This window comes from Pseudanabaena sp. UWO310, from assembly GCF_006861605.1.
Taxonomy (GTDB): Bacteria; Cyanobacteriota; Cyanobacteriia; order Pseudanabaenales; family Pseudanabaenaceae; genus Pseudanabaena.
In genome coordinates, this window is the sequence record NZ_SELU01000019.1 from 1 (window position 1) to 14706 (window position 14706).

At 41.0% G+C, this 14706-nt stretch carries 11 protein-coding genes and 1 pseudogene; 1 reads left to right on the plus strand and 11 read right to left on the minus strand.

Annotation, left to right across the window (positions count from 1 at the left end; all coding sequences use genetic code 11):
- Positions 1 to 128: 128 nt before the first annotated feature.
- The 6 genes and pseudogenes from PseudUWO310_RS23250 to PseudUWO310_RS08195 all read right to left on the minus strand — a co-directional run.
- Positions 129 to 326, minus strand: a pseudogene (locus PseudUWO310_RS23250) (transposase); the annotation flags it as partial.
- Between the two features lie 379 nt (positions 327 to 705).
- Positions 706 to 999 carry a hypothetical protein gene (locus PseudUWO310_RS08175; protein WP_142600192.1) on the minus strand — a complete coding sequence of 98 codons (294 nt, stop codon included), beginning with the start codon at positions 997 to 999 and terminating at the stop codon, positions 706 to 708.
- A 135-nt stretch (positions 1000 to 1134) separates the two neighbouring features.
- Positions 1135 to 2277, minus strand: coding sequence for a ricin-type beta-trefoil lectin domain protein (locus PseudUWO310_RS08180; RefSeq protein WP_142600193.1), 1143 nt, complete (start codon positions 2275 to 2277; stop codon positions 1135 to 1137).
- Positions 2278 to 2367: 90 nt separating this feature from the next.
- Positions 2368 to 4089, minus strand: coding sequence for a GspE/PulE family protein (locus PseudUWO310_RS08185; protein WP_142600194.1), 1722 nt, complete (start codon positions 4087 to 4089; stop codon positions 2368 to 2370).
- A gap of 14 nt (positions 4090 to 4103) precedes the next feature.
- A complete protein-coding gene (locus PseudUWO310_RS08190) occupies positions 4104 to 4457 on the minus strand; it encodes a hypothetical protein (RefSeq protein WP_142600195.1) in 354 nt (117 codons plus the stop codon).
- A gap of 74 nt (positions 4458 to 4531) precedes the next feature.
- Positions 4532 to 5287: a CHAP domain-containing protein gene (locus tag PseudUWO310_RS08195; protein ID WP_142600196.1), complete on the minus strand. Its 756-nt coding sequence runs from the start codon at positions 5285 to 5287 to the stop codon at positions 4532 to 4534.
- 321 nt (positions 5288 to 5608) lie between these two features.
- Between PseudUWO310_RS08195 and PseudUWO310_RS08200 the strand changes: the two genes are divergently transcribed.
- The gene (locus PseudUWO310_RS08200; RefSeq protein WP_223805579.1) at positions 5609 to 7054 is read left to right on the plus strand and encodes a hypothetical protein; all 1446 of its coding nucleotides are present in this window, start codon (positions 5609 to 5611) and stop codon (positions 7052 to 7054) included.
- Between the two features lie 2 nt (positions 7055 to 7056).
- Here the strand turns inward: PseudUWO310_RS08200 and metG are convergent, their stop codons facing one another.
- From metG to PseudUWO310_RS08225, 5 genes are all read right to left on the minus strand, one after another.
- A complete protein-coding gene (metG, locus tag PseudUWO310_RS08205; RefSeq protein ID WP_142600198.1) occupies positions 7057 to 8622 on the minus strand; it encodes a methionine--tRNA ligase in 1566 nt (521 codons plus the stop codon).
- Between the two features lie 70 nt (positions 8623 to 8692).
- Complete coding sequence (gene metK, locus PseudUWO310_RS08210) at positions 8693 to 9904, minus strand: methionine adenosyltransferase (RefSeq protein ID WP_142600199.1); 1212 nt, start codon at positions 9902 to 9904, stop codon at positions 8693 to 8695.
- A 273-nt stretch (positions 9905 to 10177) separates the two neighbouring features.
- Positions 10178 to 11515 carry a hypothetical protein gene (locus PseudUWO310_RS08215; RefSeq protein ID WP_142600200.1) on the minus strand — a complete coding sequence of 446 codons (1338 nt, stop codon included), beginning with the start codon at positions 11513 to 11515 and terminating at the stop codon, positions 10178 to 10180.
- A 186-nt stretch (positions 11516 to 11701) separates the two neighbouring features.
- On the minus strand, positions 11702 to 12472 hold the full coding sequence (locus PseudUWO310_RS08220) for a hypothetical protein (RefSeq protein ID WP_142600201.1): 771 nt from the start codon (positions 12470 to 12472) through the stop codon (positions 11702 to 11704).
- Entirely contained in the window at positions 12472 to 14622 is a 2151-nt protein-coding gene (locus PseudUWO310_RS08225; RefSeq protein ID WP_142600202.1) for a response regulator, read from the minus strand. Before PseudUWO310_RS08225 ends, PseudUWO310_RS08220 begins: the two co-directional genes overlap by 1 nt.
- Positions 14623 to 14706: the final 84 nt, after the last annotated feature.

The following is a 14706-nucleotide window of genomic DNA, read 5'->3' on the forward strand; positions in this document are numbered from 1 at the left end:
TACATTCTTGCAACAATTCATCGAGCAGTTCTTTGCGTATATTCATCTGTTTTGGTGTTAGTAGTTGTGTGTCTAGATTGTCTCTCTGTATATATCCCAGACTTTACACAAAATACTCTACACTCTCGCATCACCCACTTTTTCGAGATATTCCACATTGCCAAATAAACTAATTTGAAAGTAGCGTCATCGGAAGAAAAAATCTGTTGAGATTTAATCACTTTCTGTAACCTGCTATTCATCAACTCAATAGCATTAGTGGTATAATAAATAGCCCTGCGAATCTCAGGTGGAAAAGCAAAGAAAGGGATAATATTCGCCCAATTCGTGGCTCAGCCGTAATGCTCTGTAATTCTCCATTCTGTTCTGAGCTTTAGAAACTGCTTGAAAAATTTTGGGCGTATTTAGATGTAGATGAAAATCATGTTTTATCTATGTTTTTATCCTTTTGCTATGTCACCATAGGGCTGAAAGTATTACATTTAGCCCTATGGTAGTGATTGAGTTTATCCACCCAAACTAGAATACGAGTAAACAACTAACAAATTACGCCTAAAAGTCGTAATTTGTTAGTGCGAAAACTTTTCAAACAGTCTTTTAGATAGAAATTATCAAAATTAGCGCCTAAAACCACTGCCAGAAAAGGCTTTGAAGAGATGTGTCCTTCTCAGACACGAATCGTTGTCACACATTTACTTGCTCCCCTTATTGAGCAGTAGAAGGTGGTGGTGTAGGAGTAACGAAAAGCGTAGGTGTAGGAGCAATATAGGGTGTAGGTGTAACATAAGGTGTAGGTGCAGTAACAGTTGTACCTTTTCCACAGATACTACTCAAATCTAAAACTCTACCACCTGAGATTTCAATGTAGCAAATCGGCTCATATTTAAGAGATTTACTAATTTCTGGATATGGATAACGAGCCAATGATGGATGAGTGAAAGCGCTTAAACTTATTAAACTAAATAATCCAATCCTTAATAAACATTTTGCATTTTTCATGATCTGAAGCAAGATAAATCGAGGTTAAATGAAGCTTTAAAAAACCAATAAATGGCTAATAATAGGACTCACGCAAAAAGACCTGAAACCCTAATTTTCCGTAGGGGCAATTCATGAATTGCCCCTACGGAAATCCTATTTGATAGAAAAACCCATGTCTTTCAGAACCGCTATAGTGAACTTTAGATCGTTCTCTGAATAATCCTCAAGTGTAGCTGCACTCATCAAGTCTCGTTTTAGTTTTGAGTTTCCTTCCCAAAAGTGTCCAAATCCATACGTGCGTTCAGAAACAGAAAATCGCGGGACTTCCACATCTCCTTGTAAGGGAACTGAAACAACATTCTCGTATGGGAAAGTGGAATTATAGACCGCAATGATATTGTTACCTGTTAAATAACAATTTGTGGAATTTGGACATTTAACATTATTGTAAAATTGTGGGAAACGTTGCTGTCCAAATCCCATATAATGCGCTAACTCATGCATAATAATTTTCTTCTGGCGAGCAGGAGTAAATCCAAAAAAATAATCAGGATTAATTCTAAGTGTTGGAGCACCAGTTTGTTGATCGTAGTCAGAACGTGCATAGATATTCTTACCAATTGTCCTGTCCTCAATAACACTGAAAGTAAAACCATTTTGAACAGGACTACCCAGAGGACCACTCTGAATCTTTGACATCCATGTATTTACTGCATCGGTAGTAGCAGTTCGACCAAGAGCAGACTTGGAACTATTAGAGAGATAGTTCCAAGTAATAAGAAAAGTAGAATTAGCAGACCACTTTTGAGCATTCGTTCCATTACAACTATAAATTTGTACAGGAGTACCAATAGTACCAATCCACCCATTTCTGACATCCAAACATTTCTGACTCACAGGGTTGCGGATCTCACCTGAACTGTTAATAGTCCACCTCTGAGCATTTGTGCCATTACAGTCGTATAGCCACACAAGTTGTCCATCTGTGAAAATTTGTCCAGATTGAATATCTAGGCACTTCCCAGCAGCATTTCTAAGTGTTTCTCCAGAAACTTGCCATTGTTGTGCTGTAGTGCCATTACACTCCCAAATCTGTGTAGCTGTGCCATTGGTATAAACATAGCCATTTTGAACATCCAAACATTTCCCGCCAACGTTTTTGATGGCATTATAAGCAGTCTGAGCTTCTACCAGTGAAGGAGAAAACATTCCCAATACTGAGCCAAAAACTGAGAGTACACCCAATACAGATAATGGAACGAGGGAAAGGCGGGATTGTTTCTTTTGTGATTGCATTAGTTTGAAATCCTTAGTTATAAAAATTGTCAATCAAGACTTGAACATGATGGGGATGCATAGAAGAATTACAAGCAAAGTTCCCAAAGCTCAACTGGCATTGAGCAACTTAATATTGTTGTGAATTTCTTTAGACAAATTCCGCTTAGCCAGAGCAGAACGAGGCAGCACCCGCAAAACCTCAGCGATCGTGGTGATGCCAGACATAACCTTCGCGATCGCTGCTTGGCGAAAAGACTGGAAATCACTGCTATGGAGATAGCGCGTCAATTGCGTCATCGACCCCTCATAAATGATTTGCCGAATAGAATCATCAATCTCCAGCAATTCGATAATTGCTTCTCGACCTAAATAGCCAGTATCAAAACATTTAGGACAGCCCTTACCCTTACGAAAGTTTTGATGACTCACCTCACCCCGCACCAAACCGATCGCCTCCAACTCACGATCAGATGGCCCATAGGCACTAGAACAATGGGGACAAACACGACGCACAAGGCGTTGAGCCACCACACCCAGCAAAGCATCGCTTACCAAACTAGGATCGAGTCCCATATCCTTAATGCGAGGAATCGCGCTAGGTGCATCATTGGTGTGCATCGTCGTTAACACCAAATGCCCCGTTAGCGCCGCCCGAACCGCCGTTTCCGCCGTTTCTGCATCGCGAATTTCACCAACCATAATGATGTCTGGATCTTGACGAAGAATCGCCCGTAAGCCAGAGGCAAAGGTCATGCCCGCTAACTCATTAACTTGAGTTTGGGTAATATTGGAGAGGACATACTCCACAGGATCTTCCACCGTCGTGACATTGACATTTTCCGTAGCGATCGCCTGTAAGCTCGTATAGAGAGTACTAGTTTTACCCGAACCTGTTGGGCCCGTGAAAATAATCATCCCTTGTGGTTGACTGAGCCAGTTTTGATAAGTATGGCGCGCCTTTTCCGTAAAGCCTAAATCCGCAATATTGGTAAAGGGATTTTCTTGAGGCAATAGCCGAATGACAATTTTCTCGCCATTGACACAGGGCAAAGTACTCACCCGCAGATCCAAATCCTTCGCAATGTTATCTTCAGCAGTGTACTGCTCACCAATACGACCATCCTGAGGGCGGCGACTATCAGCAATATCCATTTCCGCCATGACCTTCAGCGCCACGATTACTTTGCGACTCACTTCTAGCGGTAAAGTTTTGATATCGCGGAGAATGCCATCAATACGGAACCGAATCCGCAACCCCTTATCGGTAGGCTCTAAGTGAATGTCACTAGCCCGACATTGCAAAGCACTAGCGAGAATCGCTTTGATTCGCCCGATTTGGTCTGTGGCTTTAGCTAACTTTAACTCGGCGGTTTCTGCGATCGCCATCGGTTCGAGATCGTCCCCAAAGGGTAAATTTCCCTCACTAATAGAGATATCAGAAACACTACCAATACGGATATTTTGTTTGCGAAACCAATCACGATAACTCTTTTTGCTAATCGCAATTATTTCCACATTCATTCCTAATCGCGAACTGAGACTCTTAATATCTTGAACAGATAATTCCTCTGGGGAACCCAGAAAAAAGCGCCCTTGCCATAGTAGCAAAGGAATAATCGCAGGTAGTCCCACTTGATTACCAATCTTTTGAAAAAAGCGATCGCTGACTTCAGGATCGAGCAGATTAACGGCAACTGTACCATCAGAAAATACCAGTTGGGCTAGGGCATCTTCGCAGGAGATTTTGCCCGATTTCATCAATTGCCAAGGACTTGTCGGCGTGGCAAAGGGAATTGCGGAATTAGCTGAATTAATAGTTTGAGAATTCATATTAACCTTGAAATTTAACCTTGAAAGTCAGAATTAGCATCAGGTAAACCTGCGGGTTGTTGATCGCAAGTACCTGTTTGTTCGCATCGTTGATTCTTTTTGCAAAATTCCGAAAGTACTCGTGTCTTTTCAGATGCTTCACCTAATTCGACATTACAAATATTCGGGCTGCGAAACCCACAGATAGATGAGAGGTCTAGTGCCTGATTAGGAGAGAGCTGAGCAAAACAGATCGGCGGGTTGTTATCGAGAGAAGAAGGGGAAATATTGGGGAATCTCGTTAATAATGGTTCTGCAAAGCTAGGACTTGCGAATAGAAGCGGGACAAATGAGGCGATCGCTACTTTGTTGGGAAGTTGTGTAAACATGAAAACCTACAAATTTTCTAAGAAATATTAGCTATATGTACGGCGCAAAGCGCCGCACATATAGTCGTCAGAGGTTATGGCATTGGGCGAGAGCCAGGAGCATTTCCATAGACAACAGCACTGGAAATCCATTGATTAGTACCTGAGATGCGATACCAACGAGCATCTGGTGTACCCAACCACAAATCTCTCTCAGTAGTGCCGTACTGCCAAGCATCAAAGTACACTCTTTGATTACCGCCAATGCGTCGGACAACCCCGAAGTTTGAACCAGGGCCAGAGCGGACATTGATGCCGCTAGAAGCACTAGTTCCAGAGAAGCTGACGTAACGGATCGGATTGGTTGGAGGTTGGGGAGTATTCCCTTTTACCCAGTAAGAGACATCAGAACGCCCGTTTACAGGAGTTCCAAAATCTACTATGGCAACGTTGGAGCAGTTAGATTCAGTGAACCAATTTCCACCTTGGTTAGCCCCCCGCACAGTCAGATAAGTATTGCCACTGCGGACTGAAGTTCTCTCGACAATTCCCACATGTCCGTAGGTAGTGTTAGCACCACGAAAGGTGGGTTGCATAATTACAATTGCACCAACTTGAGGATTACTGATACGGGTGAATCCAAGATTGGGCAGGCTGTAGATCATGTCTTTGGCATTACCTACGGAAACAGTGATGCCAAAACGGTTCTTGACATATCCAACACATTCGCAAGTGCTGGCAGCTTCGCTAGGACTTGCAAATATTTGAGAGAGCATAACACTACTAGGAACAGCAACAGCTAAGCTAAGGAATGCTGAAACTGCGGTCTTTTTGATATCGACAAACAACATTTTGTTTTCTCCAAAGAATACTTATTTAGAACCTGACATTGGTCGTCTATAAATAATGGTTTCAAGCAATTCTTCGTTATTTAAATAACTGAAAAATGTAGTAAATGGAGTCCTTTTACTAAAAACATTCCAGTTACCAAGTTACAAAGTGGTTTACTTGAAAGTCAAATAGAAACTTTATTGCTCGACCTGATAGCAGTTTATAATTTGGCTTTGGAGAGATTGCGCTACAAATGTACGTTATTTGTACCTAATTTGAGCTAAAATTCAAAAATCAACTGAAATTAATGAAGCAGAACTTAGTAAATGTTACTATTTAAATTGACAGAAGAAGGACTTAAAACAGCTAGGGGCGCTTTAAAGAAATGGGGGAGTATAGCTAACTTTAGTAAATTTAAATACCTAGACAGAAAAAGTGTCACTAAGGTTCTTGGCAATACAAAGACACCACCTCAACCAGTCAGTGCTGAAACTATGAAAACTATTGGCATTAAATTAGAGATTCCAAGATGGCAAGATAATTGGATGGAATTTTGTGAGGCAGTTCAAGATAAGACTCTCCAAATCCATGGTGATTTTACTCATAGCATCATTAAACAGAATGACGATTGGGAAATAGATAAGGTTGATTGCTCATCAACAAAGCCTTTATACTGCCAAGGCAATGGAAACCAGAATTATTGTTCCTATTGCTCTTCACTTATTACTAGGGTGCAAGAATTTGTGATCAATGACCAAACGGATGTTGGTAGTTGGGGTAAAAATAGAGCAAGATATTACAAGTTTTGGTACAGCAAATTAGAAAATGAACAAGCGCAAGAAGCACTTTTAAAAGACTTTATGTCTGAAGGTAGTATATTTGGTCTTTACCAAGTTGTACGAGGTCTAGTGGCATCAGGAATTAGGCTTAATCGTTATGACGGTGTAGGTAAGAAGGTTGTAGATTTTTTGCTTGATCGTCAGCGAAAGGGCGGGGGGATTGGGCGCTTTGTGTCTATAGCATATTCCAAAGAGATTCATACCTCATTTCGCTATACTGCTTATGGTGTAATGTCAATGGCTTCCATAGAAAATACACCTAGAGAAGCCATTAGAATTGGTCTAGAATTTCTTAGCCGATCTAAGCTTCCTGAAGATCTGGAAGATGATCCTGCTCCTTCAGCAGCGATTGCTATTTTTCTATCTTTACACCAAAGAGCCATAGAGGAAAATTGGGAAGATAACTATTTAGGGGGACATTCTGATTATCGATTACAGTTCGCAGCTATGCTAAATAATAGTAATCTTACTAAAGTATTAGAATTTTTAGGTTCTGATAAGAAGTATATTATATGGAAACCTTACGCAGAAGCATCTCGACTTGGATTCACTACAGCTCTGGCAACCATTGAGCCACTTGTACCTTTCTGCGATCGACCTACGGCTTGGCAGCGATTTGTTGGTACATTAGCATATATTGCTCGCTTTGCGATTGATGGAGCAATTCCATATAATGAACCGCCAGAGTCAAATAATCCAGAACTTGATATATCAAGTAAGCAGCCTGACATCGGTATTTCCGCTTATTTTGTATACTTGTGTTCGACTCCATCAATACGATCAAAGTTGCGAGAACACCCAGACGGCAAGCAAATTCTAGGTTTAGCAGATAGCTGTTTTCAATTTGTTGTAGAAGCTTCAAAAGATTTACAGGACAGACCGATCTCGAGTGACACTCTCTCGACTGTCCTGCATATGAAAGGATGTCCTAGTAATACAGAAAGATAGTCTCAGTCCTGAATAATAATACGTTGAAAGATTGGTTTAGCTCTCGGCAAGAGTTGACCACATGGCAATAGTCCCCATTCTGCCTCTTGCCATGTAAAAAATGCAGCGCGATCACAGTGATCCTCTGGGTAACCAAGATGGATGTAAATTTTACTTGCCAATGTAGGAATAATGGGGTACATCAAGTAAGCATAGAGGCGAAGTGACTCTAGCACTGTGTAGAGGATTTCGTCAACTTGTGGACGATCACCTGTCTTCATTAGTTCCCATGGAGTTAACTCTGTAATATAACGATTGCTAGCATCAATGAGAGAGAAGCATTCTTTGCAGGCTTTAGTAATCGCGATTTGTTCATACAGAATTGAAATTCTATCACCCAAATCCTTACCAATTACTTTCAAAACATGATTTGATGAAATCTCTGCGGGTTTGAGTGTAGGAACTTTTCCGTCACAGTACTGATGTATCATATTGACTGTACGACTGAGTAAGTTCCCTAAACCGTTGGCTAAATCAGCATTTAGTACATCAACGAATCGATTTTCAGAGAAGTCACTATCTTTACCAAATTCGATCTCCTTCATAAAGTAGTAACGTACTGCATCTGCTCCAAAGCGATCAATCAAGTCATAGGGATCGATTATATTACCGAGGCTTTTACCCATTTTCTGACCATCTTTAGTCAAAAATCCATGCCCAAAAACTTTTTTGGGTAATGGCAAATCAGCCGACATCAGCATCGCGGGCCAGTAAATAGTATGAAACCGTAGAATGTCTTTACCAACGATGTGGAGATCGATGGGATAAAACTTTGATGTTGCATTCTCTAAAGTTGGTTCATCTTCAGTTTCTAATAGGGATGTGATATACCCTAGCAAAGCATCAAACCAGACATACAAACTATGCTCAGGATCTGTCGGTAAAGGAATACCCCAGTCTAGGTTGATTCGCGAAATAGAGAAATCTCGTAGTCCTTGAACAATAAAATTTAGAACTTCGTTGCGACGGCTTTCAGGCTGAATGAAATCAGGATGCTGTTCGTGGAATTCTATCAATTTCTGCTGATATGCCGATAGGCGAAAGAAGTAGTTGGGTTCATCGCGCCAGTCGCAGGAACGATTGGTATGAATGGGGCAGATATGATCTGGTAGCAAATCTTTTTCGCTCTTAAACTCCTCACATTGCACACAGTAATAACCCTGCTGATTTCCCAAATAAATATCACCAGCAGCATCAACACGCTTGAAGAATTCAATCACGATCGCTTCATGCTTGGGTGAAGTAGTACGAATAAAGCGATCGCTCTGAATATTCATTAACTTCCATAGTTTTAAGAACTCTTCAGCCATTTGATCGCAGTGATTTTGGGGCGATAGTCCATGCAGTTGTGCTGATTGCTTCATCTTTTGACCATGCTCATCAGTACCCGTAATCATCAGAACTTCTTTGCCCATTTGCTTTTGATGCCAGGCGATCACAGCAGCAGCAATCGCTGGATAAAGACTACCCATATGGGGTTTGTCATTGGGATAAAACAAAGGTGTTGTAACGGCGTAGGTTGTTTTCATAGTTTACCTCAATAAAATTTGCAAGGAGAATCTAATCAAGGGGAGTGAAGAAAACACTCCCCAAATCGATTCAGAGCAGAGCATTCTGCAACGCTTCAACCTTATCTAGGCGTTCCCAAGGTAAATCCAAATCGCTACGACCGAAATGACCGTAGGCGGCAACATCTTGGTAGAAACGACCGCGCTGTGCAGGTAAGTTGCGAAGGTCAAAGGTTTTGATAATGGCGGCTGGTCGCAAATCGAATAGGTCACGGTTTTCGATAATCTGACGCAGTTTAGCGTTATCCACCTTGCCAGTGCCGAAGGTTTCTACAAAAATGCTGGTGGGTTCCACTTTACCGATCGCATAGCTCACTTGTACTTCGCACTTATCAGCAAGCCCTGCTGCAACAATGTTTTTGGCAATATGACGGGCAGCATAGGCAGCCGAGCGGTCAACCTTAGATGGATCTTTACCAGAGAATGCACCACCACCATGGCGAAAGTAGCCGCCATAGGTATCGACGATGATCTTGCGACCTGTCAATCCAGAATCGCTTTGAGGTCCACCGATGATAAACTTGCCAGAAGGATTGCACAGAAATCGCTCCATCGATGGTGGGCGAATGCTAAATTTTTCGCATACAGGTTTGACCAACAGTTCAAAGAGATCGGCTTTGATTCTCTGTTGTATTTTAGAATTGTCGGTGACTCCATCAATTTTATCGGCATGGTGTGTGGAAATCACAATAGTATCCACACTGATAGGCTTGCCATGCTCGTCATAGTTGACAGTGACCTGGCTTTTTCCATCTGGGCGTAGATAGGAGAGCATGTCTTGATGACGCAAATCTGCCAAGCCATGAGTAAGAGCGTGGGCGATCGCACTAGGAATGGGCATTCGCTCAGGAGTCTCATTGCAAGCACCACCAAACATCAAGCCTTGATCACCTGCACCAATCGAATCTAGATCTTCAACTCCTTGTTTAAACACGCCATCACCAATATCAGGAGATTGCTGGCTAATTTCGAGTTGGACGCGGACAGTATCGTAGGAGAATCCTTCGATGTTCACATAGCCGATTTCATGCAGCTTCTTACGGGCAATTTCCTCAATGTTAATCGTCGCTAGTGTTGTCAATTCACCTGTGACAACTAAAATATCAGTTTTATCGAGGCAGTCGATCGCTACCTTGCTTGCAGGATCTTGAATAAGACAGGCATCTAAAACTGCATCTGATACTTGATCGCAGATTTTGTCAGGATGCCCTTCGGTTACAGATTCGGAAGTAAATTGATACATATTTGGTGATTCCTTTTAGTTAGTAAAGTTGGTGTGCGTTCGGCATACAAAAATTGTCTCTCGACAACCCTATTAATTTGTTTGCCAAATGTTCTAGATTTGTCCGTTGTTTGTACAATGTGTGAATGGGGTTGATGTAGCTCCTAAATGCAACTCTAAAAATAGGGGTTGCACAGATTGAAAAAGAAAAGGCTTCTGCGATAAAAATATGCAGAAGCCTTGATATAAAAGGAGATTAGTACGTGTAACTTTCGTAACTGAGTTTCTCTGGAGTTATTTTTTAGCGATCGCTTGAGGAGTTACTTCCCGATCAACTGGGTAGAGAATGATACCTGTAATAAATGTGGGAACGTAGATAACACAGGCTTTCCCAGTTTCACTGTCAATTTCAGTTTGTAGTTCGAGTGTTGCTGTTTCTTGAGTGTCTTTTTTAAGGTAGGCTCTTGCTCTTGTTACAGGCAACTTAAGCTTTGATTGCTCTTTGACAATCTCGGCTTTTTGTTTGCGTCTACCACTAGATTTGTCAAATTCATAAGCCATGTCTTCAGCGACATAACGTTGCATTTCCTCATCTAGCTCAAAGGAAATGTCATCATTGTCGTCAGAATCATCGATCGCTCCATAAGCATCTGCGGCTGACTGATTGAGGGAGTACTGACTGATACCTGCCCCAAGATTAGATACTTGTCCTCTACGATCTTTATATACATAGTCTTCTTCGCGAATTAAGGGTGACTCTCCTTTTTCGGCACGATAAGCCAACATAAAAAAGACACGAAACTCAGAACTGCCAACCTTTATTGGTGATGGTAACAATCTTGCGGAGTTAGGCTTGCGGATAAATGTACAGATATACTTGACTGTGCCATGATCTAAATTTCGCTCGGGCTTTTTAGAACCTGTAGCTTCTTGAGCCAATACTTCGAGAAACTGTTTCACACCTTTCCCAAATGCCTGTTCTCTTAGGAATTTATCCACATATCTAGCGCGATCGCTGCCGTATTTCTCACATAACTTGTGCAAGCGAAATTCATCACCTTTTTTGATTTCCGATACTTTTGCTAAGTCTTCGTACTGAGAGCGTTCAAGACCCAGACCGATAAATAGTGCAGGCTTGATATTAGCTTTAGGTTCACCTAGAGCCAAGCGAATCTTTTGAATGAGTTTTTTATATTCCTCAATTGAACTACTTGGATTTCTTAAACCAAACTTATCAAACATAGCAATTACATTTGTCCCGCCGCTAAGTTGCCCCCTTTTTTCCAGCGCAGTGATCGCAGCCTGTTCGGGGTCACTATGTTTCTTAGCTTCATCCAGAGGCATCTGGGAAATGACAATAAATTTAATATCGGGTCTAATTGCATAAATAAGCTTGCGGACATCACTTCCTTGAAGGTGCTGGCGATCGCCGTCAGGGACATCGGGTTCTAATAACAGTTCATCAGCCAAGACAATCTTGATTTTATGTCCATGATCTTGACGTACCGTCTCGACTGCGACCTCACCAAACGAGATGGCAGTACAGTCTAATCCTGCATCCGTTAGTACTTCCCGCAGTTCGCCTCGCCATCGCCTTTCGTCATCCAAGATTAGTATTGAGGTTTTTGCCATATAATTTTATGCTCAAGTCTTTATACTTTAGGGAAGCATCCTATGGACTAGATTGATAAAATTGATGAATTATGCAATGAAATCCAGATGGGGATACGATTCTGGCTATAATATTCTTTGAAACTCAGTTTTGAGTTATTTTAGCTCAATCTCTTACAGTTAGTGCAAATTAGTGATTGATCTGGTTTAGTCGCTCTTGAAACCAGCTAAACCTTCTACAGTTCTGTAAGCGCGATCGCGCCATTGTGTGAAGACAAATCTGAGATCTTCGGCTTGTTCGGGTTCGCAAGATTGCTTTGTTTTAATGTCTTGTATGAGAGATTGGAAATGAAAAGAAATATTTTGGGGATTGTCATCACGGATTTGAATTTGATGATGACGTGCATCTGAGTTATTTGCTAACATTGCATTAAATGTATTTTCGAGCTTATCAAGTTGCAGTTTAAAATCTAGGTCTTTTGCTTGAACAAGACGTTGCAGAGTTGGTAGTAAAACTTCAGTGAATTGAGCATCAAGGTTATTTAAGATCTCTTTTAGATGATTCTGAAGAGCTTCTAGATTACCGTCTTGTAAGTACTTGATTTTGATGACTTTATCTAGTAATTCGACAACCTGCCAAGGATAGCCCCAGACATTGTGAGAATCGGAACCACCATATTTAAGAATCCGAAATTCTTTTTTTAAGTCGTCAAAGGAGCGATGGGTGAAGATGATAACGATAACTGCACCGCCAAAGCCTTGTAAGCGTAGGAAACCAAGATGATTGATAAGTTGGGTTTCTGTTAAGAGAATAACTGAGTCTCGTGGCAACTGTTTTGTTGTCGCTTCATCTATGCGATCGCAAGTAATTTTCTGCATATCCAGAAGAGTTCCTATTACTTGGGCGGCAGCTAATACGGGTGGTGCCTCGGAGCTATCAGCGATCGCTATTACTGTTTTGATTTGTTCGTCTGGCATTACAGTAACCTTCCGCGTATAGGAATTTCTTGGAGGAGGACAACATCCTCTCCTGCTACTTGTCTCAAGTAACGAATTACTGTTTTTTCAATAAACTGCTTAGCCATGAGAGATGATTTGGCACAAAATTCGATCATAATGACTGTATCGTCTATCTTTTTGGCTGTTGCATCATACCAACTACCTCTTATACCCAGTTCATGGCAAGTGACACCACCAAAAACTTGCGTTAAAGGTTTAATAATTTCTTCACTAATTTTTTGACTAGCCTCACCGTGAGCTTTCATACAATCTACTAAGTTTAAATATTTATCAGATTTGTTTTTTAGAAGACTAGCAATCGGAATTAGTACTTGATATTTAGTGTCATAGTCATTAAGTCGTTTGAGTTGATGAACGATCGCACCTCCTAATGATAGATCTGGATGTAGGTTGTCAGTAATCCACATTGGTTTTCTGAGTATCATGTCAGATCCGTCTTGAAGATTTAGTGGTAATTTTCGGTAGTAGCCCGCAAAGGAATCGTTGATTCCCTCAGCAATTGGTAGTATGACTAAAACAGAGGCATGAGGATTAAGATGAACTACTTGAGAAATTTTTTCAATCAGACAAGTTAGATTGTTTTGTGGCTCTGATTGATTAACAGATGATTGGTCAAGATCGATGATGATTACATCACTTTCACATATCCTTTCTTTGTTGCTGTCAATATCTTCAATTATTTTCAATTCTATTCTCCGATTTTCAAGCCAATTGTGTAATTGACGTTGGATATGTTCAAATTGGAATGTCTTATCATCGGATGTAGTTGGAAGCAGACTGCTATAGTCAGTCTGAATATTTCGAGGACATAGCCATGTGACACGATGCAATATGGAGGCTTCTTTGATTTTTTCTTGAAGACTTTCTGTTGTGAAAGGTTTGAGGAGATAAGCACTACCGCCTGCTGTATAACTTAGTAACTCTTGAGAGCGAAAACCTGTAATTACTAGTCTTGGTACATCAGGATGTTCTCTGGCAGTACCATACAAAATCCAATGTCCGCCAAAACAGTTGTTTACAATTTTAGGCAATGTTTCAGATGGACTGCCAAGATCAAGATCAAAACAAGTTAAGATTTCCGCAGGAGAAACTCCTTCTTTTTTAAGCTGCTTGAGCAGATCGTAAGGTTCTTTTTCACCTTTCTTAAATAACCCAAAGTGTTCCCAGCAGAACTTTACATTGAGAGTCTCAACAACAAATTTAGAATCAACTAAGTCGGTATTTCCTACTTTTTTAAATTCTTCTTCGAGTACTTTCTTGAAATTTTCGTTGTCATCCAAAATGATTATTTTTTTAAATCTTGGTGACTCAAGCTTGCTAGACTCTACTAAATTGTCTTCAATTGCAGGGGTATAGAGGGCTTGAGCAAGTCGGTATGTTTGACAATCTAGTGCGGCAACTTGCTGAGCAAGAACTAAACGCTTTTTCTCATCATTGTCAGTAGCATTTAACTTTATTCCCTTTATCTCTTCAATTTTTGCATACAATTGACAGCGATCTGCACAGGGGAGACCTGAATGACTATTTTGAACTTCTTTTATTCTAGACTGCATGGATGTAGAGGTTGTGCGATCGCTGTTTGGATCTTGCATTTCATCTCTGTTACCGTGTCCCACTGCATTCTGGATTGCTTTTGCAAATTGATGACATTTTGCCCATTGAAGGTGTTTGGCTGCATCAGTAAAGTTATATTTTTCTAATATTGTTGGCTTTGTAGTTGAGAAACAGGCACGGAGAACATCAGTGTGATTAGAAAGATCTAGAAGATTGAAATGGCGAAAAACTTTGCGCTCAGGAGGGCTAAACCAAGGTAGGTCAAATAGATTTAGTCCTAGCTCTTGATATGAGTAGGAGATCGCTTCACTCTTACTAAATGTCCCCGCAACACAAATGGGTTCTTGGCGATCGCCTTTCAAGAAATCAAGCAGTTTCTGAAGATCGATGGATGTTAATGGGTAAGGCTCAAGTGGTAGATGATTTTCTAGATCTGGCAGGAGTTGGAATACTTGCTCGATCGCTTTAATGACAATACTGGCTTCGCCTGATGTTTGATGAGGAATTTGCGGGAAACAGAGGTATTTGGGTTCGAGGCGATCGCTACCGAGCATAGTTATTTTTGGGCGTGTTTAGGTCTATCTTGGCGGAAAAATAGCAGATTAAATGGCAGAGCAGTCCGACCTTTGCTTTCATTA